Consider the following 21,310-nt stretch of genomic DNA (forward strand, 5'->3'; position numbering starts at 1 on the left):
AATGTATCTCAATTGTCATTCCTTCCACTCCCTGCGTTATGGCACTATTCCCTTGGAGGATTTGATCTCCCATGCCAGTTCCTGCGGGGTTACCGCTATGGCGCTTACCGACATTAACACAGTAACTGGAATTTACGATTTTATAAAGGGGTGTGATGCTGCAGGGATAAAACCTTTGGTGGGTATGGAATTTCGCTCTGAGCATGAGCTGCGCTACATCGGCCTTGCCAAAAATGCATCAGGCCTTGCCGAAATGAACCGTTTTTTGACAAGCCACAATTATGAAAAAACGCCACTTCCTTTCTTAGCTCCTGATTTCTCAAATGTTTTTGTAATTTATCCATTGGAGAATGCTCCGCTCTCACTTGCTGAAAACGAGTTTATTGGTATTCGTCCGGAGCAGCTTCAAAAACTGGTTTTGTCCGAGTGGAAAACAAGACAGGAAAAAATGGTGATTCTCCAGCCTGTTACTTTCCGTACCAAACGTGAATATAACCTGCACAAAATACTCAGGGCCATAGACCTGAACCTGATTTTATCGCGGCTTTCCCTGAATGATTACTGCAGAGAGTCCGAAATAATGGTGCCTCAGGAAAGAATATTGAATTGTTATGAGCAGTATCCGCATATTATTTCAAACACTCAAAAGATAATAAATGAATGTGATTTTATATTTGATTTTACAACACCCAAGAACAAGAAATTTTACACCAACAGCAAAAGGGATGATATGATCCTTTTGACCTCGCTGGCAAAGCAGGGCCTGGAATGGCGCTATGGTAAAAATAATGCAGAGGCGAAATCCAGAATGTTCAAGGAACTCAAAGTAATTGAGCAATTGGAATTCAGCGGTTACTTTTTGATTACAGCCGATATTATTCGTTTCAGCACCTCTCAGGGGTTCCTGCATATTGGACGCGGCAGCGGCGCCAATAGTATCATCGCCTACTGCCTGGGCATTACCGATATCTGTCCTTTGGAATTGGACCTGTACTTTGAAAGATTTCTGAACCTCAACCGTAAAAGCCCCCCGGATTTTGATATCGACTGGAGCTGGAAGGAAAGAGATGTTATTCTTGAATACATTTTCTCCCGTTATGGATATGACCACGTAGCCTTCTGCGGCACCAACGTGGAATTTAAATACCGCTCTATTTTTCGGGAAGTCGGAAAAGTTTTTGGTCTTCCTAAGGAAGAACTCGATGCGCTGGCCAAAAACCCGATGACGCTTCATGCCACAAACAAAGTAGTGAAGCAGGTACAGGAATATGGGATGCTTTTGGCAAAATATCCTAACCAGAGAAGCATGCACTCCTGCGGGATCCTGATCTCCCAGGAGCCTATTACCAATTACTCGCCCCTGGAAATGCCCCCTAAAGGTTTTCCAATTGTGCTTTTTGATATGCATATAGCAGAGGACATCGGACTTGAAAAATTTGATATCCTGAGCCAGCGCGGGATCGGCCATATTGATGACAGTGTAAAGCTGATTGAGAAAAACAGGGGTATTCGCCTAAATATCCGCGATACCTCGATTTCAAAAAATGAAGCCAGCTGCAATGCGTTCTTGGGAATTGGCAAAACGATCGGCTGCTTCTACATTGAGAGCCCGGCCATGAGGGGACTTTTGCGCCGCCTGAAATGCAACAATTATAAAACCCTTGTGGCAGCTTCCTCGATTATTCGTCCAGGTGTTGCGCAAAGCGGAATGATGAAAGAATATATTTTCAGACATAACCATCCCGATAAATTCGAGTATTTCCATCCGGTGTTCCAGCAGCAGCTTGGGGAAACCTACGGGATTATGGTCTATCAGGAAGACGTGATAAAAATCGCCCTTCATTATGGGGGACTTCCCGCCGCAGACGGGGATATACTCAGGCGTGCCATGTCAGGCAAAGGACGCTCGAAGGCGGCACTTCAGAAAGTGAAGGATAATTTCTTTGCTTCCTGTCAGGCGCAGGGACATCCAACCAAGCTCAGCGAGGAAATCTACCGCCAGATCGAATCTTTTGCCGGATACTCGTTCTGCAAGGCCCACTCAGCCTCTTATGCCGTGGAAAGCTACCAGAGCCTTTATCTGAAAGTGCATTATCCCATCGAGTTTATGGTAGCGGTGATCAATAATCAGGGCGGGTTTTATCGCACCGAAGTTTATGTGCATGAGGCAAGGATGTCAGGGGCCACTATTCACAATCCATGCGTGAACAAAAGCGAGTTTGAAACCACCCTTTACGGCTCGGATGTCTATCTGGGTTTTATGCACCTGCAGAGCCTGGAATCCAAAATCGCAATACTGATACAAACCGAACGTGAACAAAACGGCTCGTATAAATCCCTGGAGGATTTTATTAACCGCATTCCCATCGGTATCGAGGGCATTCAGATTTTGATTTTTATCGGCGCCTTTCGATTTACGGGCAAGACAAAAAACCAATTGCTTGTTATTGCCCGGCTTATCATGGTGAATTTCAAGCCAGAGAACAGAAACCTGATGCTGATTCAGGAACCTGTCAGGGAATATGAATTGCCTGAGCTGGCGCGTTCCGCTTTTGAAGACGCCTTTGATGAAATTGAGCTTTTAAGCTTTCCTGTATCGCGTTCCCCTTTTGAGCTGCTGCAGACCAAATTCCGCGGTGACATAATGGCCAAGGATCTTCTCAAGCACCATAAAAAAACAGTCCTAATGCTGGCTTATCTCATCTCGCGCAAACACGTACCGACCAAAATGGGCGCCATGTATTTCGGCACTTGGATCGATGCCGAAGGCGAGCTCTTCGACACGGCCCATTTCACGGGAAGCCTTAAGGAGTATCCTTTTCAGGGAGGCGGCTGTTACCTGCTCTTGGGGCATGTAGAGGTGGATTATCACTTCCCTACTATTACCGTGACCAAAATGGCCAAGATGCCTTTTATTGCCGATCCCCGCTATTCCAATGCTGATGACCGGCAGTTCACGGCTCATGAAAAAATCAAGGAAGATGTAAGCATGACCCATCGGGCACCCTATCCGCAGGAACATGAAATTAATCTGCCAAGGAATAAAATGGCAAACTGAAGCATAATTCAGTCCAAAAAAACTGTCCGTATACCTATTTATAATTGCAATAATAGCTGCAGGTAAAGGGAAATGTATTAATTTAGACTGAACCGATCCGTTAAAATGTAATTGAAAACTATATAACAATGATCAAAACAAAAAAATTACCGGCACTGCTGCTGCTGTCGCTTTTAATCTCGTGCACTTCAAAATACAAATACCACAAGATGGTGCAAACAGACTATAACCTGAATCCATTCAGGGCCAGTGACATTATCAGATCAGATACCACGGCAGGCAATTATATTGAGGCCGAAAAGAAAGAAAGCCTATTTATATTTGAGGACAATAGTGATTTCATCTTTAAAGTTTCAAAAAATCCCCCTCAAATAGACATTGTGGACAGGGAAGGCAATAATTCCAGATTTGTAGCAGAAAGAGGTTTTGAAATTACAAGCAAAAAAGCGGGGGATACTTTAATTGTGCGCTTTTTCCCAACCAAATCAACCCCAGACAACGTATTGAAATTTGGTGCTGAATATAAATTTTTCAAATAAGACAATTGTTCGGGATAAGGAGAATTAAAAGCCGTTTATTCACTTATTATCCTCAGCAAAATATCAAATATCATCACCTTCATCTCCTTATTGTAAACCGTAATATCCTCCTGGGGAATACTCCCGTGATAAATAATGTTTCTAATTCGTATGAGGTCTGTTAGTTCAACTTCATATTTACCAGGATCTAAATCTAAATACAAAATAAAATTCTCAAACTGGTCTATCAGTCCCGTTTTTTTTATAAAACTCACCTTGAGGTTTGCTTTGGAATCAAACTCCGCCTGATCCGACTCTTTTATTATTTCCCCAATTTCCTTAATTTTATTTTTAATAAACTCATTTGTCCGTTTTACGCCCTTTGTAAATTCAAATTCTTCCTTAATTATGAAAGGATTCTCCCCAAAAGGATTTTCTAAGAAATAGTTCCTGAATTTTTCTATAATATTATACAGGATCATAAACACAGAGATATCATCTAAATTTTTGATCCTTATTAAACGCGGAACTGCCTGCCGGACAAGCGCCTTATAGATTTGGTATTTTTCAAAATTCACGGACTGCGCAAACTCATAAAATGTTGGATACATATCCTTTAAAAAAAAGGCCTCATTATAATCCGGATTTTCACTCGTGAATCTGAAGACCTCTCTGGTTTTATAATTATCCAGATTATTGATACGAAGTACGGCGCTAAAAAAATCAATGTTTTTTTCCCAGTACAATGACATCAGCAGGCATAAGTCCTCACCCAGTTTCAGCAGTTCGGTGTCTTTTAGAGTTTCACTATGATCAGTCAATGTCAGGTAGGCATCCCTGGTAATCTGAAAATCTTTAACTGATGGACTTGATTTATAGGAATGATTAAAATTAAGGATAAAATCGACCGGACCAAACTTTGTCATTTTATTGTCATTGCGCTCGATAAACTTATCATTACTTTCATAATTCCCGAGCATCCCATATTGTACATACTGGTCCAGATGCAGAAAAATGTTTTCGTTCATTTTAAATCGCGCATCACCAGCGTATCTCCCATTTAGGATAAGTTCGAGATTATCTATAACAAGCATCAGGGTTTTCTTATCATGATCCCAATAGTGTGTATCCTTCATCTCAATTAGGGAACTTCCTGAAAAATCAAGGATATCAGGATGCACCCAGGCGTGCTGAGAAATTACCGGCTGTATTACCTCAAGAATATTAACCTTTGAAGTGTATAGAAAATTAAGCTTCTCATATAAAAAATCAGCTGGCTTATAATAGATCAGCAATTGCAGATGTTCCGGTTTTCTCTCATTGTATACTAGCCTGGCATCGTACTGGACATTCTGGATATCACCTTCAATTATCTCGCCTAAAAGTGCCTGATGCCCTGCCAGGTGCAGGCTTATCTGAATGTCCCTCTGAAAATATTCTTTCATTACTTTACAATTAAATAACCAGATGTAAATATATTATATTCAAGAGTATTACTTACAAAATAAACGGCTTGTTATTTCTATAGAGAAAGCTGATGCGCGGATAATACCAGACAGGCACACTTTTATATTTTATGGCGGCGCCAGAAAACCAAAGCCAAATCGCACCTTGGAAAGCCTTTAGTCTGTAATAGTCTTTAGAATTTAGAATTTTACATCTGCATAAAACTGATAATCCGATTAAGTTATGAATAATAAAACCTCAGCTGACTGATGGAATACTATTGAAATTTCTGTCCGCAGAAGCTACTAATACGGTTTAATGATTATACAAGTGATGCGATGCTGAATGATAAAAATATTGGAACAACATAAGGCAATTCAAAAATGTCAAAATTAAAAATGAGCAAGATTATGAGCGAGCAGATAACAAAAGACGATTTAAGACAATTTGCCCAAATGATTATTAATGAAATAAGAAGTGACCGCAAAAAACAGGAGGAATTCACTGCTGACTGGCTGAAAAGCAGCGCCGTAAAAAAAATTTTAAATATTTCTTCGGCTTCTCTTCAGAGCCTGCGCATTACAGGAAAAGTCAGATGCAGAAAAATACTCGGTTCTTATTACTACAGCAAAAATGATTTGACAGAGCTTTTTAAAGATTAAGCTGATGGAAATGCAAACACTACTAAAATACTTAAAGCTCTTTGAAAAAGACACACGATTGAATGTTTGGCATTTCTCATTACTCAGCGCTGTTTTATATTTGGGTTATCGGCAGGACCAAAGCAAAATTATAAAAGTAAGCAGAAGCAGAATAATGTCATTGTCCCACATAAAAACCTTGCCCACTTACCATAAATACTTTAAAGAGCTGCAGACAATGGGCTATATAAAATATACCCCATCTTATAACCCTGGCTATAGAAGTGAAGTTGAGCTATTGTTTAACTAATAGAAGCGGCTCTCTGGAATATTAGATTCTACCTTTCTAATCATGTAAAATTTACCATTAATTATATAAAAAAAACTAAAATATAGACCTTGATTTTAGATATTAAATGCAATTTTATTACGAGTATTATATAATTAAGAATCCAGCAAAAGGGCAGCTGACTTTAGGTTAGTAACTTTAAATAACAGTTGTTTTTACAGCAAAAATATTTTGATCTCATTGCAGTGAATTATTAAAAACTTCCATTGATTCTGGTTATTTCTCACTTGGTGCAGCCATGTAATTAGTAATATTCTCTATGATATTTTAGTATTTAGTCGCCACAATACAAAGTTAAATCTGTGTCCCAATTCCACAATAGCAAGTAGTAAAGTGTTTGGCAGGGAAGAATTATAAGCCCAGGCCGATGGTGAAAGAAATATCAATGTGAGTGGTTGTACAGTTTAAAATGGCGTTGAATCTGTACGTGTTTTAACATTTTATTTTAAAAAATCCAAAAAATATATGTAAATTTGTTTTCATAATTCTTTTATATGAATCGATTTCACATCATATTGATTGTCATGCTTGGCTTTTTCTTAATGCCAACAGACACTTTTGCTTGTGGAAAAAATGTGGCAGATCATTCCTGCACAAAAAAAACGTCTACGTCTGATAAAGATGAAGATGATTGTTGTTCTAAAAAGAATCATTCAGGCAATAAAAATCATGATGGTTGTGGCGGAAAATGCGGACATTCAATGTGTGGTTGTGCTTCAGTGTGCAATGGAGGAATCACTTTCGTAAACCAGCTTGAATTCAAAAAAATTACTTTCAGTATTTTTTCTCAAAAACAAAAATTCTACAATTCAGAAACCTCAATTTTAACAGGTTTCTATTCTATTTGGCTTATACCTAAAATAAGCTAAAAACCTTTTTTGATAGCCATACGTGTGCCAAAAAAGGAAACCATTTGCTTTTCATTATTTTAATTTTTCGCTTATATAGAATAATAGTCTGTACAACTCGTATATACAATTATTTCTCATAAGGCTACTTTCAATTCTAATACATTTTAAAATGAAATCAATTCAAAAAGGATTGATGGCAATTACAATATTGCTATCAGTCATAGTGTATGGCGCACCTATAAAAAATGCCAAAACCGTAAACACAAAAATTTATGGTAATTGTCTAATGTGCAAAACTGCTATTGAAAAATCTGGAAACATCAAAAATATCGCTTCGGTAAACTGGGATGAGAACACCAAAATTGCCGCCATTACCTACGACCAGAAAAAAACAAATCAGGATGAGATCCTAAAACGAATTGCGTTAGCGGGATATGACAGTGAGCAGTTCCTAGCTCCTGCCGATGCATATGCAAAACTTCCTCAATGCTGCCAATACGAAAGAACAAATAAGACAGCTGCTCCAATAAAAGAATCAAAAATGGATATGGCGAAGATGGATCATTCCCAGCATACAACCGCAGTTTTCCCAGATACTCAGCAAGACAGTCCATTTAAAACAATTTTCAACAACTACTTTGAGCTAAAAGATGCTTTGGTGAAAACAGATGCCAAGACTACTGCAATCAAATCTAAAGAGCTTCTTACTGCAATCAATGCCGTTAAAATGGACAACCTAAAGCCAAAAGAACATACGGTATGGATGAATGTAATGAAAAGTTTAGCTACAGATGCAAAAAACATTTCTGAAACCCAAGATATTAAGAAACAAAGAGAATCTTTTAAAAGCTTATCTAAAAACACTTACGATCTTATAAAATCTACCAATCAGCCACAACCGGTTTATTATAATCATTGCCCAATGGTTGATGGAAATTGGCTCAGCAAAGAAAGCAGTATCAAGAATCCTTATTACGGCTCCCAGATGCTAAGCTGTGGATCAACTATAGACACAATCAAATAATCCCCTATCAAAAAAGAATAATTCGTATCATACTCACTAATGAATGTTGGACAAAACAACATTTAATAAGAGATTAAAAACTAGAAAAAATGAAAAAAATAATTTTCTCAACCCTTATAATGGCAATTTTATTTACAGCCTGTAATTCAAAAAGCAAAGAAACTGCAGCTCCTGAAACTGCTTCTGGAACAACCCAGAATGATTCACAATTGTATGCCTGCTCTATGCATCCTGAAGTTACAGGAAAAAAAGGAGACACATGTTCCAAATGCGGAATGGAATTAACCGAGCCAATAGAGCAAACTACTGAAAAAAGAGCGGAGCAAAAAACAACCCAGGCTGCTGAAGCAACATTTTCTATAAACAAAATTGTGCGTAATTACCTGAACCTGAAAAATGCATTAACCACGGATGATGCAAAAGGAGCTGCAAATGCTGGAAAAGAGTTGTATGCAATTTTTAATAACACAGATCCCAATTCAATCGATGCGAAATTAAAGACAGAATATTTTGACATTGCTGATGATGCCAAAGAACACGCAGAACATATTGGAGCTAACGGTGGAAATATCGAACACCAGCGAGAGCATTTCGCCATGTTAAGTAAAGACATAAATGATTTGATGAAAACTTTCAAGTCAGAGCAGAAATTGTATCAGGATTTTTGCCCTATGTATGATGGTGGAAAAGGAGCAATCTGGATTAGCGAAACAAAGGAGATAAAAAACCCTTACTATGGTTCCAAAATGCTTACCTGCGGTTCAATGAAAAAACAATTTTAAAATGAAACGATTCATTAGAAAGATTCTTTTTATTGGGTTAATTATTTTTATACTGATGCAATTGTATCAGCCTGCCCGAAATTCCGATTACGGGCAGGTTTTACCAATTCATATTTCCAAGGTGTACACCATTCCACAAAATGTGCAAACAATCCTTGAAAACTCCTGCTATGACTGCCATAGCAATACGACGAGATATCCATGGTATTCCTATATACAGCCAGCACGCAGCTTTATGGAAGGGCATATCAAAGAAGGAAAAGAAAATTTGAATTTTAGCCAGTGGGGAAGTTATTCCAAACGAAAACAGGAAAATAAATTAGACCGAATTGCCAAGCAGATAAAAGCCAACGAAATGCCTTTGGCTTCCTACACGCTGATCCATAAAAATGCAGTGCTGAATACTGTTCAGAAAGAACAGCTCCTCAATTGGATTGAAAAAGTAAGCGATAGTCTTGCACAAATAAATTAAATCTATGGTACACAAATTAATAGAATGGTCGCTGCGAAACCGTTATATCGTTTTACTATTATCGGCAGGAATATTTGTATGGGGTATCATCTCTATTCAAAAAAATCCTATTGATGCTATTCCCGATTTATCTGAAAATCAGGTAATCGTTTTTACAGAATGGATGGGACGTGCACCACAGCTCGTTGAAGACCAGATCACCTATCCCTTGGTTACCAACCTTCAGGGATTGCCCAAAATTAAATATGTAAGAGCTGCTTCCATGTTTGGTATGAGTTTTATCTATGTCATATTTGAAGATGATGTTGATGTATACTGGGCAAGATCAAGAGTACTGGAAAGGCTCAGTACTATTAGCAGCACCCTGCCCAAAGGAGTTGCCCCGCAATTAGGACCCGATGGAACCGGGGTTGGGCATATTCTCTGGTATACTTTGGAGGCACCCGGTATTGACCTTGGCGAACAAAGAGCCCTACAGGACTGGTACGTCAAGTTTGCTTTGCAAAATGTTCCCGGAGTGAGTGAAATTGCTTCTTTTGGAGGATTTCAAAAAGAATACCAGGTTACCATTGATCCAAACAAACTGCTATATTATAAGCTGTCTGTCCCGGAGGTTATAAGTGCTGTACGTGCCAATAATAATGAAAGCGGCGGAAGAAAATTCGACATGAGTGATATTGGCTATATCATTAAGACATCCGGTTATCTGAAATCCATCAAAGAGATTGAGGATATTCCACTTAAAAACCAAAATGGCATTCCTATAAAAGTCAGCGATATAGGAACTGTTCAGATGAGCGGGGAAACCCGATTGGGAATCTTTGATCATAATGGTACTGGTGAAGTCGTTGGCGGTATAGTAGTGATGCGTTATGGTGAAAACGCAGATGCTGTAATTGACAATGTGAAAGAGAAAATGAAAGAAGTTGCTAAAGGGCTTCCAAAAGGGGTAAAATTCAATATTGTATATGACCGGGGACATCTGATTAAAGAATCTATTGATTCGGTTAAGCGTACCTTAATTGAAGAAATGCTTGTAGTGTCGCTTATCGTTATTATTTTTCTTTTTCACTGGCGCAGTGCCCTGAGTATTATCATCCAGATACCAATTACAATTGCAGCAAGTTTCATACTGCTCAATGCTTTTGACATATCCTCCAATATTATGTCCCTTACCGGTATCGCACTTGCCATTGGAGTAATAGTTGACAACGGTATTATTATGAGTGAAAATGCCTACCAGCATCTCTCACAACGTTATGCGCAATGGGAATCTGAACAAAAAAATGAAACAAACTCTGATGAAAAGAATTAAAAATATATTTCGCAAAAAACCACAGTGGATATCCGAAGAGGAAAGGCTCAAAATAATTGAGAAAAGCAGCAAGCAGGTTTCTCGTGGCGTATTTTTTGCCACTGTAATTATAATTACTTCTTTCCTGCCTGTGTTTATGCTTACCGGACAGGAAGGAAAACTATTCCATCCTTTAGCCTATACAAAAACATTCATACTGATTGTGGATGCCCTGTTGGTACTTACATTAGCTCCGGTACTGATTTCTTTTTTTATGAAAGGGAAATTCCGTCCAACCGATTCACATCCTGTAAATCGCTTTTTGGAAAGAGGTTATGAGCCAATTATCCGCTGGGTTCTGAAATGGAGAAAAACAACTCTTGCAGTCAATATTCTGGCATTATTGATTTCTATACCCTTATTGATGCGGCTGGGAACCGAGTTCATGCCTCCATTGGATGAGCAGAGTATTTTATTTATGCCTGTTACCCTCCCTGATGTATCTAATGGAGAAATCAAACGCATTTTGCAGGTACAGGATAAAATAATCAAATCGGTTCCTGAAGTAGAAAGTGTTTTGGGAAAGGCAGGGCGAGCTAACACAGCTACGGATAATTCCCCAATGAGCATGATTGAAACCATTATCATGCTAAAGCCAAAATCACAGTGGCGTGAAGGAATAGATAAAAAAGATATTATTAAGGAACTCGATACCAAACTCCAGATACCTGGTGTAGTAAACGGATGGACGCAGCCCATTATCAACCGAATCAATATGCTGGCAACAGGAATTCGTACCGATGTAGGAATTAAAGTCTACGGACAAAATCTCGACACCATTGCTCGTGTATCGGAAAGGGTGAAAATGGCTTTAGAAGGAACTCCAGGAGTGTCTGATTTATTTGTAGATCCTATTACGGGAGGTAAATACCTTGATGTGGATGTTAATCGCCAGGAATTAGCCCGATATGGATTAACAGTAGATGATGTAAACCAAACGGTGGAATTTACTTTAGGTGGTGCATCCATTGGCAATACTGTTGAAGGACGAAGACGTTTTTCAATAAGTGTGCGTATGGCACAGGATTATAGAAATAGCGTGGAACGCATTAAACGCATTCCCTTACAGTCTCCTACCTTTGGAGAAGTGCCTTTATCTGCCGTTGCTGATATTAAATTCGTAGACGGCCCTCCAATGATCAGTTCTGAAAATGCTCTGCTCCGCGGAGCAGTCATGTTCAATATACGGGATCGTGATATGGGAGGAACCGTACAGGAAGCGATGAAAAAATTAGAAAGTGCCAAAAACATACTCCCTGAAGGGTACTTTATAGAATGGAGCGGACAATATGAGAACCTGATCAGCGGAGAAAAGACCCTTAAAGTCATTGCGCCGCTCGTATTACTTATTATTTTCTTCGCCCTCTATTTTGCCTTTAATTCCCTTAGAGAAGCCTTTTTAAGTCTTATAACAGTTCCTTTTGCTTTAATTGGAGGTGCCTATATAATTTTTTTCTGGGATGTCAATCTATCAGTGGCGGTAGCTGTAGGTTTTATTGCCTTGTTTGGTATTGCCGTGGAAACAGGAATTGTAATGGTTATTTATCTCAATGATGCTATGGATCAGCTTATCAAGGCCAAAGGAAACTCAAGAGAAACCATTACTAAAGAGGATCTAAGGGAATATGTGGTACATGGCGCCGCAAAACGATTGCGCCCTAAACTAATGACCGTTTGCGTCTCATTATTTGGATTGGTACCTGTTCTGTGGTCCAATGGTGTTGGAATGGATGTAATGAAACCAATTGTATTGCCTATGATTGGCGGGGTATTTACCTCTGCCGTACATATCTTATTAGTAACCCCGCTTATTTTCCTAATGTCCAAAGAATATGAACTAAGAAAATATGGCAAACTCGAAGTACATGATGTCAAACATTAAAATACTGGCAGTACTATTGCTTTTACTGCCATTACAGCTATTGAGCCAGACCAAAGAGGTCTTGTCTCTCGATACAATCCTGCAAAGGATTGATAAAAAAAATGTGCTCCTGCAAAGCTATAGTTTAAAGGCAGAAGGATATAAATACGGCGCCGATGCCGCAACAGCATGGATGGCACCAATGGTGGGTGTGGGAACCTTTATGACCCCCTATCCTTTTCAGGAAGTTATGGATGACCGCGACAAAGGATCTTTAATGTTCAGAATTGAACAGGACATTCCCAATGTAAGAAAGCTAAACAAGAAGAAAAAATTCATCCAGTCTCAGGGAAATATTGAGAACGCTACCCGTGCCGTTACCCTTAACGACTATAAAGCACAGGCCAAACAACTATATTACGGTTGGATGGTAGCCGAGCAGCGAATGAAAGTTTTGGATCAAAACGAAAAGATAATGCTCACCATGAAAAAGATTGAGGAAGTGCGCTATCCCTACAACCAATCGCAATTGGGTAATGTATATAAGATCGATGCAAGGATTGAAGAAAATAAAAATATGGTCCGCATGCAGGAAGGTGAAATCGCAAAAGCAAGAGCATGGCTGAGCAGCTTGATGAACCAGCCCGGCAATGCTGATTTTGCCATAGACACGAGTATTACCCCCGTCTTTAACCCTGCTTTGCACGACACCACAAGTCTTGCAGGAGTGCGTGGTGATATTAAGAAGATGGATGCAGGGATTGAATCGATGCAGCTCAGTATTGAGGCCATGAAAGCAGAGAAAAATCCCTCTTTTAAAATCCAGTTTGATCATATGAATTCTTTTGATAAAATGATGCCCAAAGCCTATTCGGTAATGGCAATGATGTCTATTCCTATTGCTCCCTGGTCATCAAGAATGTATAAATCAGATACCAAAGCAATGCAATATAATGTGCTGGCCATGGAGAAAGAGAAATCCGCCATGCTGCAGGAAACCCAAGGTATGTTATATGGTATGCAATATGAAATACTGACCATGCAAAAAAGGATTTTGGGACTCGAAACAAAAATAATACCTTCTATGCAAAAGTCCCTGGATGTAAACTTTCTGAACTATCAGGAAAACAAACTGGAGATTCCTGTAGTAATTGATTCCTGGGAAGCTTTAAATATGCTACAGAATAACTTACTAGATGAAAAATTAAAACTATATCAAATGATTATCGATTATGAAAAAGAACTCTATCGCTAAGTTAGTCGCATTGTTATTCGTTTCGATACTATTATTGACAGCCTGTAACAAGAAAACCGAGCATAACAATAAGCCAGCCCATCACCATAGTGCAAATCAGGAATATACCTGTCCGATGCATCCTGAGGTTATTCAGGATAAGCCCGGCAACTGCCCAATATGCGGTATGGAATTGGTTCCAAGACACACCCCTGGTACAGAAACAGCTATAGACAGCAGCCTAAGACACCTTTTAAAACCCGTCAACGAACAGGTCATTTCTAATATATCTGTCATAAAACCTCAGGGAGGCACTAAAATATTCTCTATGCAGGTGCAGGGAATTATTACTTACGATACTCGTGAGCAGACCAGCATTTCCAGCAGGGTAAGTGGAAGGATTGAGCGCCTTCTGATTAAGTACAATTACCAGCCCGTAAAAAAAGGACAGCTAATCATGGAAATCTATTCCCCTGACCTCGCTGCCGCGCAAAGAGAATTGTTGTTTATTTATCAATCTGATGCAAACAATCCGATGCTTCAAAAAGCAAAAGAGAGACTGTCTCTGCTAGGTATGCAGCAAAAACAAATACAACAGGTATTAAAGACAGGTGAAATTTCCTATCGCATTCCTGTTTACAGTAATGCCACGGGGTACATCTTAGACAATACTGCGACAGCAAACGCTTCTGCAGCAGCTCCGGCGGCTTCACCTCAAAGCTCCGTGTCAGATGATGGCATGGGCGGTATGGGCTCAAGTGGCAATGCAGCATCAAATAATAACGCATCTACCCCTTCTGCCTCTGCTATTATGCTAAGAGAAGGACAATATGTTGGTGCTGGACAATCACTTTTTAGAATCTATACCAACAAAAACCTTATCGCTGAGTTTGCTTTTGATCCATCGGTATCCCCCCAGATTAAAAAAGGACAAAAACTGGTGTTTTATGAACCATCAGATAAGCAAACCGTATATACTGGTACTATCGGACTCATTCAGCCCGTCTTTAAAGAGGGAAGCAACTTTACTATAGCAAGGGTTTATTTGCAGGATAATAAATTTAAAACTGGAAAATTAGTAACTGCAGCCATTCCTATTGTAAGTAAAGGATGGTGGCTCCCGCAAAGCGCCGTTGTCAACCTAGGAAATAAATCCATCGTTTTCAAAAAAGAAAAAGACGTGTTTGTTCCCAGAGAAGTTAAAACGAAAAACAATGCTGATGGAATGGTCCTAATAGATCAAGACATCAGTGATTGGGATATTGCCGGCAATGCGGCCTATATGATAGACAGTGAGAGTTTTATCAAGATAGCTTCAGAAAATAAATTAAAAAAATAAGTCATGAAAAGTAAATTAATAATTCGTACTATTTTGCTCATTGCAATGGTTTTTCCGCTTCTATTTACAGCATGTGCCCAAAAAGAAGAAAAAAAAGTCATTCAGGAAAAAGCTCAAACCTATACCTGTCCCATGCATCCGCAAATTGTGAAAGATGGTCCTGGCTCATGCCCAATCTGTGGAATGGATTTAGTGCCCTTCGAAAAAAATAACGCACAGGACTTTCTAACCTTAGGGTCAAGTCAGCAAGCACTAGCCAATTTGACGACAATAACTGCCGGAGAAAATGAATTTTCAAATTCGTCCCGTCTCAATGGACGTTTGGTTACAGACCCGGAGCAAACTATTTACATTTCAAGCCGAGTGGCAGGAAGGATTGAAGAGTTGTATGTAAAGGAAACCGGTGTTCCCGTTCGAAAAGGCCAACCTTTATACAGGATATATTCAGAGCAGCTATCAGCCCTGCAACAGGAGTACCTCATCGCGACAGCACAGGCCACAAGCTTTGCCGAGGATAAACGCTTTGCCCAAATAAAAAATGCTGCAAAACAAAAACTATTATTGTATGGTCAGTCCGAAGTCCAGCTTAATGAATTATTCAAAAAACAAAAAGCATCGCCTTATGCTGTTTATTATTCTCCAAATTCAGGAATAGTTGCGGAACTTTCCATTACGGAAGGCCAATATGTAGCAGAAGGAGCCTCTATAATGAAATTAGAAGATTACAATCGTTTATGGGTCGAAGCTGATGTTTATCCAGCCGATGCAGGTAAAATTAAAACCGGTCAAAAGGTTAAAGTTATAGTCTCGGGTTACGAAGATCAGCCCCAAACAATGACCGTAGATTTTATAAATCCTGCCCTGCAAACAAGCAAGCAGATAATACAGCTGCGCGGTACTATTGCCAATCCAAACAATCAATGGCAGGCAGGTCAGCAGGCGATCGTTTTACTCCCTTCCTCAGAACAGAAAATGAAATTGACAATACCTGTGGATGCTGTTATAAGAGACGGAAGCGGCACACATGTTTGGATTGAAATTGGAAAAGGCAAATATCAGCCTAGAATGGTGGCGATTGGTTCGGAAACCTTCGATGAAGTCGAAATTACTGGGGGCTTAAGAAAAGGTGATGTCGTTGTTGCATCTGGTGCCTATCTCCTATACAGTGAATTTATATTAAAGAAGGGCAAAAACCCAATGTCAGGAATGAAAATGTAATAACCAATCTCACAACAGACAATGAAAAAAATAATCAAAATAGGAATTCAAATATTATCAATCTTCTCACTTATTGCCTGCGGTAATAATGAAAACAAAAAGCAAGAGAATCCTAAGGATAGTGAAACTTCTGTCCCAATTTCAAAGGAAGCCAAAATCAGGATAAATGATGATGTCTTAAACGCGATATACGGCCAGTATGCCCATTTAACTGTAGCCCTTACCCAGGATAATCTCGCGGAAGCAAAACTGGCGGCCAATGCAATTGAAGCGGGAGCACGGGAAATCAGCAACAACAGTAATCTTGCTTCAAGCGCTGCATCAATCGTTTCAGCTCCTGATATCGAAAAGCAGCGGGCTGCTTATTCTAAACTAAGTAATGAAATGGTTGTCTTGCTAAAAAAAGCAGGAATGGCCGAGGCTGAACTATACGTTGAATATTGTCCAATGGCTTTCGACAATAAAGGAGCCGTATGGATTAGTTCTACCAAAGAAGTGCGTAATCCTTACTTTGGAGAAAAAATGCTCAAGTGTGGTGAGGTGAAAGAAATAATTAAATAATTAGAATCTAAACACATATGTATTTGTAATTATTTTTTAGTGTTTAACAACAGGCTGTAACAGCTGATGAACAACAAGTCATTTTAAGTAAATTAAAATCAACCGTTTACTAAAAAAAACACTAACTTTCTATATATTAAGCAAATAACACTTCTGAACTGTAAATAAAACAACCTTATGACACACACCTATACAATATCGGGAATGACTTGCGATGGATGTCGTACAAAAGTCGAAAAAACATTAAATGCGGTGGAGGGAGTAAAGGCAAATGTCACACTAGATCCCCCATTGGCAACCATTATAATGGAAAAACATATTGCGACCGAGCAACTGCAGGAAGCATTGGCTGCGGTTGGAAAGTACACTATTGAAATGACCCACACGACGCATTCGCAAGAAAAAACAGCTGAGAAATCATGCTGTAGTACTGCTGACGATCATGATCATATAAAGTTAGCTGTGCCTCATAATGATGCGGGTGGAAAATACTATTGCCCGATGCATTGTGAAGGCGATAAAATGTATGATAAACCGGGAGATTGTCCTGTATGCGGAATGCATTTGGTACAAGAACCTGCCGCTGTTCAGGTGCAGCAATACACATGCTCTATGCATCCGGAAATTATAACCAATGCGCCAGGATCATGTCCTATTTGCGGGATGGATCTAATACCAATGCAACCAAGCGAAAGCGAAGAGCAAAGGATTTATAAGGGTTTGGTTAAGAAAATGAAAATAGCGGTTGTATTTACAGTTCCTATTTTCGCCATTGCCATGATAGAAATGGCACACAACAATCCTCTACTTCAACTAATGGATGCGGCTAAATGGAATTGGGTACAGCTTATTTTATCACTGCCTGTTGTCTTTTATGCCTGCTGGGTATTTTTTGTAAGAGCATGGAAATCAATAATCACATGGAATTTAAATATGTTTACCCTTATCGGAATTGGTACAGGAGTGGCATTTTTATTTAGTTTAGTTGGAATGTTTTTTCCAGACATTTTTCCAAGTGAATTTAAGACCGAACACGGAACAGTACTATTATACTTCGAGGCCACAACAGTCATTCTAACTTTGGTTTTGTTAGGACAATTGCTTGAAGCCAGGGCGCACAGTCAAACCAGTGGCGCGATAAAAGAATTATTAAAATTGGCTCCTACCGAAGCTACTTTGGTAAATGATGGCGGTGACAAAGTAATCTCAATCCATGATATAAAAAAAGGTGATTTATTACGGGTAAAACCCGGAGATAAAATTCCTGTGGATGGAAAAATAACCGATGGTGAAAGTACAATAGACGAATCGATGATTACAGGTGAACCAATTCCTGTAGATAAAAAAATAGGCGATATGGTGTCTTCCGGAACTATAAACGGAAACAAATCATTTATAATGATTGCCGAAAAAGTTGGTTCGGAAACCTTGCTTTCGCAAATTATACAAATGGTTAATAATGCAAGCCGTTCCAGAGCACCAATTCAAAAACTAGCCGATAGTATTGCTAAATATTTTGTACCAATTGTTGTTGTAATTTCCATTCTTACCTTTTTCATTTGGGCAAAATTTGGTCCCGAACCGGCATTGGTCTATGGGTTTATAAATGCCATTGCGGTATTGATTATTGCCTGTCCTTGCGCTTTAGGATTGGCAACGCCTATGTCTGTAATGGTAGGAGTTGGAAAAGGCGCTCAATCGGGAATTCTGATAAAAAATGCTGAAGCTTTAGAAAAAATGAATAAGGTAAATGTTCTGATTACTGATAAAACAGGAACAATTACAGAAGGGAAACCTTCGGTAGAAAAAATTGTTGCATTACAATATTCAGAAGATGAACTGCTGCAATACATTGCGTCTTTGAATCAGTATAGCGAACATCCTTTGGCACAAGCAGTAGTAAAATTTGCAAAAGCTAAAAATGTCTCTTTAACGAAAGTCGATGACTTTGAAAATATTGCAGGAAAAGGAGTTATTGGAACTGCTATTGATAAAAAGATCGCATTAGGGAATAAAAAATTAATGGAGCAAACTGGCGCAGCTGTTTCTTCCACAATTGAAGAGAAAATTATTGCCGAACAAAAATTAGGAAAAACAGTTTCTTATATCGCCGTAGATAAGAACGTAGTGGGATTTGTAACGATAACCGATGCTATAAAAGAAACCAGTGCTGCTGCTATAAAAGAATTAATGCGTCAAGGGGTTGAAGTAATTATGCTTACTGGAGATAATGTAAATACTGCCAAAGCTGTCGCCGACGAGTTGCATTTAACCTCTTTCCAAGCTGGTTGTTTACCAGAAGACAAATTAAAAGTAATAGAGAAATTACAAGCTGAAGGAAAAGTTGTTGCTATGGCAGGAGATGGTATAAACGATGCACCAGCTTTGGCACAATCGGACATTGGTATTGCGATGGGAACAGGAACAGATGTTGCGATAGAAAGTGCCAAGATTACTTTGGTAAAAGGAGATTTACAAGGAATTGTAAAAGCAAAAAACCTGAGCCACGCTGTAATGAGCAACATCAAGCAAAACCTATTCTTTGCTTTTATATATAATGTCTTAGGTGTACCAGTTGCTGCGGGAGTTTTATATCCGTTTTTCGGAATATTACTTTCTCCTATGATTGCTGCCCTGGCAATGAGTTTTAGCTCAGTATCTGTTATTGTCAATGCATTGCGATTGAGAAGCTTAAAACTCTAAATAATAATAATAATTTATTATAAAAACAAATAACCAATCTAGGACAAATTATTCTGCAGTATAAAAACGATAACGAAAATCTCTACAATACCGGGTTTATAGATAACAACCAACAGTTAAAGGCATTTCGGACTATAAGACGGGGTGTTTTACAAGTCATTAAGGATATTAAAAAGAAAGCAGCTTAGAATTATTCCCAATTACAGGGAAAGGATGTTGTGCTTCAGCTCAAGAGACCTGTTATAAAAAACTCTAAAATGAATATCAAATATATCCTGTTTTCTGAATTAAGAGCAAATTGTGATGCTATCTGCAAATTTAGAACCGACCATTCAATAATGGAAAAAATATCAATATCAATATCAATTTAAAATTAAAAAACTATGAAAAAAATATTTCTGCTAAGCTTCATTATTATACAATCGTTATCAATTTCTGCACAGGAAAAAGTTCAAATCAAACTTACTTCTGCAAGCCCTTCAGCATCATTTCAACAAGAAATTGGAAGCTCAACAATAAAAATGAACTATAGCAGACCATTAGTAAGGGGACGAAAAATATTTGGGGAACTGGTGCCCTTTGGCAAACTTTGGCGGACAGGTGCAAGTGACTGTACAACCATCAGTACTAATGAGGATATCACCTTAGGAAATAATATTTTAAAAACAGGAACTTACTCTATATTTTCAATTCCATCAGAAAATGAGTGGACTATCATTATAAATAGTGATATTACTTTACATGGCGAAACTGGCTATGATGAGAAAAAAGATGTCATGCGTTTTACTGTTTCCACAGAAAAAACAACTAATTTCTACGAAACTTTTACCATCGAATTAAATGATATCAACAGTAAAGGGGAAGGTTTGCTTAAAATAGAGTGGGAAAATACGATGGTTAAAATACCTATGAAAAGCAAAGCTGACAAAGAAATTTTAGCCTTGATTGACAAATATATTATTAAAGAAAAAAGTCAAAATGCTGCTTTATTATTTCAGGCCGCAAATTATTATTCCATAACCGACAGAGCAAATAACCAAACAGTATCCTGGTTAACTGAGGCCGAGAAATTGGATCCTGAAAATTTTTATTATCCCGCCTTAAGGCAGAAAGTATGTGTAGAACTGAAAGATTACCCTAATGCTATTGAAGCTGCAAAAAAAGCCTTAGCAATTGCAGAACAGAAAAAAATGAAAGGCACAGAAAAATTAAAAAACCAGATTGAAGAATTACAATTATTACTTAAAAGCAAATAAATAAAAAGCTATTATTATATCACATTGAAAAATAGAAACGCAAAAAAAATCCCAGCGATTTAAGCTAATGCTGCGTAAGAGTAACATTAGACTTGTTTTGTTCGGAAATCGATTAATCTAAATAACTTTTAAAGCTAAAAAACATGAAAATGGAACAAGCAACACAGCAGCATTCAAAAGAGGTAAACTCCAAAATGTATAAAAAATTAGCCCTTATGATCGTATTGTCATTTATTTCTATGTACATACTAATGTATTCGATGGTCGATATTTTTGCTAATGTCATTCCCAATGTAAACCAATTTTACATGGCAGGGCTAATGACTATGCCAATGCTGATTATTGAGATCACAGTAATGGGTAGTATGTACATGAATAAAAAATGGAACATAGTATTGCTTACCACAGGCAGTCTTGCCACAATCATTTTTTTCTCCTGCATAAGAGTGCAAGCAGCTGTTGGAGATAAACAATTTTTAAAATCAATGATACCACATCATGCAGCAGCAATACTAATGGCTAAAGAGGCTTCTCTTCACGATCCGGAAATAAGCCAGCTTTCCCAAGACATTATAAAAGCGCAAGAAGCTGAAATTGCACAGATGAAGGCCAAGTTGAATGAGATGAAAAAAAAATAATGGAA

At 38.5% G+C, this 21,310-nt stretch carries 17 protein-coding genes; 16 read left to right on the plus strand and 1 reads right to left on the minus strand.

The annotated features are described in order from the left end of the window. Position 1 precedes the first annotated feature (1 nt). Together LNQ49_RS05070 and LNQ49_RS05075 are read left to right on the plus strand one after the other, a co-directional pair. Positions 2–3,058, plus strand: a complete 3,057-nt coding sequence (locus tag LNQ49_RS05070; protein WP_229987616.1) for a DNA polymerase III subunit alpha — start codon at positions 2–4, stop codon at positions 3,056–3,058. 128 nt (positions 3,059–3,186) lie between these two features. Then, a complete protein-coding gene (locus LNQ49_RS05075; protein WP_229987617.1) occupies positions 3,187–3,597 on the plus strand; it encodes a hypothetical protein in 411 nt (136 codons plus the stop codon). Positions 3,598–3,632: 35 nt separating this feature from the next. On the opposite strand, the gene LNQ49_RS05080 is transcribed toward LNQ49_RS05075, so the two are convergent. Further along, the gene (locus LNQ49_RS05080) at positions 3,633–5,021 is read right to left on the minus strand and encodes a hypothetical protein (protein WP_229987618.1); all 1,389 of its coding nucleotides are present in this window, start codon (positions 5,019–5,021) and stop codon (positions 3,633–3,635) included. Between the two features lie 384 nt (positions 5,022–5,405). Here LNQ49_RS05080 and LNQ49_RS05085 point away from each other — a divergent pair, with 384 nt between their 5' ends. The 14 genes from LNQ49_RS05085 to LNQ49_RS05145 all read left to right on the plus strand — a co-directional run bounded on the left by LNQ49_RS05085 (position 5,406) and on the right by LNQ49_RS05145 (position 21,305). Then, on the plus strand, positions 5,406–5,684 hold the full coding sequence (locus LNQ49_RS05085; RefSeq protein WP_346432467.1) for a DNA-binding protein: 279 nt from the start codon (positions 5,406–5,408) through the stop codon (positions 5,682–5,684). A gap of 822 nt (positions 5,685–6,506) precedes the next feature. Beyond that, positions 6,507–6,881 (plus strand): hypothetical protein, encoded by a 375-nt coding sequence (locus tag LNQ49_RS05090; protein ID WP_229987619.1) that lies wholly within the window; start codon positions 6,507–6,509, stop codon positions 6,879–6,881. Between the two features lie 151 nt (positions 6,882–7,032). Further along, the gene (locus LNQ49_RS05095; protein WP_229987620.1) at positions 7,033–7,887 is read left to right on the plus strand and encodes a DUF3347 domain-containing protein; all 855 of its coding nucleotides are present in this window, start codon (positions 7,033–7,035) and stop codon (positions 7,885–7,887) included. A gap of 89 nt (positions 7,888–7,976) precedes the next feature. Then, positions 7,977–8,669, plus strand: a complete 693-nt coding sequence (locus tag LNQ49_RS05100) for a DUF3347 domain-containing protein (protein ID WP_095382632.1) — start codon at positions 7,977–7,979, stop codon at positions 8,667–8,669. Position 8,670: 1 nt separating this feature from the next. Further along, positions 8,671–9,141, plus strand: coding sequence for a heme-binding domain-containing protein (locus tag LNQ49_RS05105; RefSeq protein ID WP_095382631.1), 471 nt, complete (start codon positions 8,671–8,673; stop codon positions 9,139–9,141). A 4-nt stretch (positions 9,142–9,145) separates the two neighbouring features. Further along, a complete protein-coding gene (locus LNQ49_RS23240) occupies positions 9,146–10,456 on the plus strand; it encodes an efflux RND transporter permease subunit (RefSeq protein WP_089055911.1) in 1,311 nt (436 codons plus the stop codon). Next, on the plus strand, positions 10,428–12,377 hold the full coding sequence (locus LNQ49_RS23245; protein ID WP_255680734.1) for an efflux RND transporter permease subunit: 1,950 nt from the start codon (positions 10,428–10,430) through the stop codon (positions 12,375–12,377). The genes LNQ49_RS23240 and LNQ49_RS23245 overlap by 29 nt, the downstream gene beginning before the upstream one ends. After that, positions 12,361–13,611 carry a TolC family protein gene (locus tag LNQ49_RS05115; protein WP_229987621.1) on the plus strand — a complete coding sequence of 417 codons (1,251 nt, stop codon included), beginning with the start codon at positions 12,361–12,363 and terminating at the stop codon, positions 13,609–13,611. The genes LNQ49_RS23245 and LNQ49_RS05115 overlap by 17 nt, the downstream gene beginning before the upstream one ends. Beyond that, positions 13,589–14,929, plus strand: coding sequence for a heavy metal-binding domain-containing protein (locus LNQ49_RS05120; RefSeq protein ID WP_229987622.1), 1,341 nt, complete (start codon positions 13,589–13,591; stop codon positions 14,927–14,929). The genes LNQ49_RS05115 and LNQ49_RS05120 overlap by 23 nt, the downstream gene beginning before the upstream one ends. A gap of 3 nt (positions 14,930–14,932) precedes the next feature. Continuing rightward, positions 14,933–16,147: an efflux RND transporter periplasmic adaptor subunit gene (locus LNQ49_RS05125; RefSeq protein ID WP_095382628.1), complete on the plus strand. Its 1,215-nt coding sequence runs from the start codon at positions 14,933–14,935 to the stop codon at positions 16,145–16,147. 21 nt (positions 16,148–16,168) lie between these two features. After that, on the plus strand, positions 16,169–16,708 hold the full coding sequence (locus LNQ49_RS05130) for a DUF3347 domain-containing protein (protein WP_229987623.1): 540 nt from the start codon (positions 16,169–16,171) through the stop codon (positions 16,706–16,708). Positions 16,709–16,885: 177 nt separating this feature from the next. After that, entirely contained in the window at positions 16,886–19,411 is a 2,526-nt protein-coding gene (locus LNQ49_RS05135; protein ID WP_229987624.1) for a heavy metal translocating P-type ATPase, read from the plus strand. A 383-nt stretch (positions 19,412–19,794) separates the two neighbouring features. Beyond that, positions 19,795–20,667, plus strand: coding sequence for a DUF2911 domain-containing protein (locus tag LNQ49_RS05140; protein ID WP_229987625.1), 873 nt, complete (start codon positions 19,795–19,797; stop codon positions 20,665–20,667). 149 nt (positions 20,668–20,816) lie between these two features. Beyond that, positions 20,817–21,305, plus strand: coding sequence for a DUF305 domain-containing protein (locus LNQ49_RS05145; protein ID WP_223871234.1), 489 nt, complete (start codon positions 20,817–20,819; stop codon positions 21,303–21,305). Positions 21,306–21,310: the final 5 nt, after the last annotated feature.

This window comes from Flavobacterium pisciphilum (assembly GCF_020905345.1).
GTDB classification, from domain to species: Bacteria; Bacteroidota; Bacteroidia; order Flavobacteriales; family Flavobacteriaceae; genus Flavobacterium; species Flavobacterium pisciphilum.

What these genes read in the sequence shown, in the direction of transcription:
- LNQ49_RS05075 (WP_229987617.1), top strand. Translation starts at nt 3,187, where the DNA reads ATGATCAAAACAAAAAAATTACCGGCACTGCTGCTGCTGTCGCTTTTA.
- LNQ49_RS05085 (WP_346432467.1), top strand. Translation starts at nt 5,406, where the DNA reads ATGTCAAAATTAAAAATGAGCAAGATTATGAGCGAGCAGATAACAAAA.
- LNQ49_RS05115 (WP_229987621.1), top strand. Translation starts at nt 12,361, where the DNA reads ATGATGTCAAACATTAAAATACTGGCAGTACTATTGCTTTTACTGCCA.
- LNQ49_RS05145 (WP_223871234.1), top strand. Translation starts at nt 20,817, where the DNA reads ATGGAACAAGCAACACAGCAGCATTCAAAAGAGGTAAACTCCAAAATG.
- LNQ49_RS05095 (WP_229987620.1), top strand. Translation starts at nt 7,033, where the DNA reads ATGAAATCAATTCAAAAAGGATTGATGGCAATTACAATATTGCTATCA.
- LNQ49_RS05135 (WP_229987624.1), top strand. Translation starts at nt 16,886, where the DNA reads ATGACACACACCTATACAATATCGGGAATGACTTGCGATGGATGTCGT.
- LNQ49_RS05120 (WP_229987622.1), top strand. Translation starts at nt 13,589, where the DNA reads ATGAAAAAGAACTCTATCGCTAAGTTAGTCGCATTGTTATTCGTTTCG.
- LNQ49_RS23245 (WP_255680734.1), top strand. Translation starts at nt 10,428, where the DNA reads ATGAAACAAACTCTGATGAAAAGAATTAAAAATATATTTCGCAAAAAA.
- LNQ49_RS05125 (WP_095382628.1), top strand. Translation starts at nt 14,933, where the DNA reads ATGAAAAGTAAATTAATAATTCGTACTATTTTGCTCATTGCAATGGTT.
- LNQ49_RS05070 (WP_229987616.1), top strand. Translation starts at nt 2, where the DNA reads ATGTATCTCAATTGTCATTCCTTCCACTCCCTGCGTTATGGCACTATT.
- LNQ49_RS05140 (WP_229987625.1), top strand. Translation starts at nt 19,795, where the DNA reads ATGAAAAAAATATTTCTGCTAAGCTTCATTATTATACAATCGTTATCA.
- LNQ49_RS05080 (WP_229987618.1), bottom strand. Translation starts at nt 5,021, where the DNA reads ATGAAAGAATATTTTCAGAGGGACATTCAGATAAGCCTGCACCTGGCA.
- LNQ49_RS05130 (WP_229987623.1), top strand. Translation starts at nt 16,169, where the DNA reads ATGAAAAAAATAATCAAAATAGGAATTCAAATATTATCAATCTTCTCA.
- LNQ49_RS23240 (WP_089055911.1), top strand. Translation starts at nt 9,146, where the DNA reads ATGGTACACAAATTAATAGAATGGTCGCTGCGAAACCGTTATATCGTT.
- LNQ49_RS05100 (WP_095382632.1), top strand. Translation starts at nt 7,977, where the DNA reads ATGAAAAAAATAATTTTCTCAACCCTTATAATGGCAATTTTATTTACA.
- LNQ49_RS05090 (WP_229987619.1), top strand. Translation starts at nt 6,507, where the DNA reads ATGAATCGATTTCACATCATATTGATTGTCATGCTTGGCTTTTTCTTA.
- LNQ49_RS05105 (WP_095382631.1), top strand. Translation starts at nt 8,671, where the DNA reads ATGAAACGATTCATTAGAAAGATTCTTTTTATTGGGTTAATTATTTTT.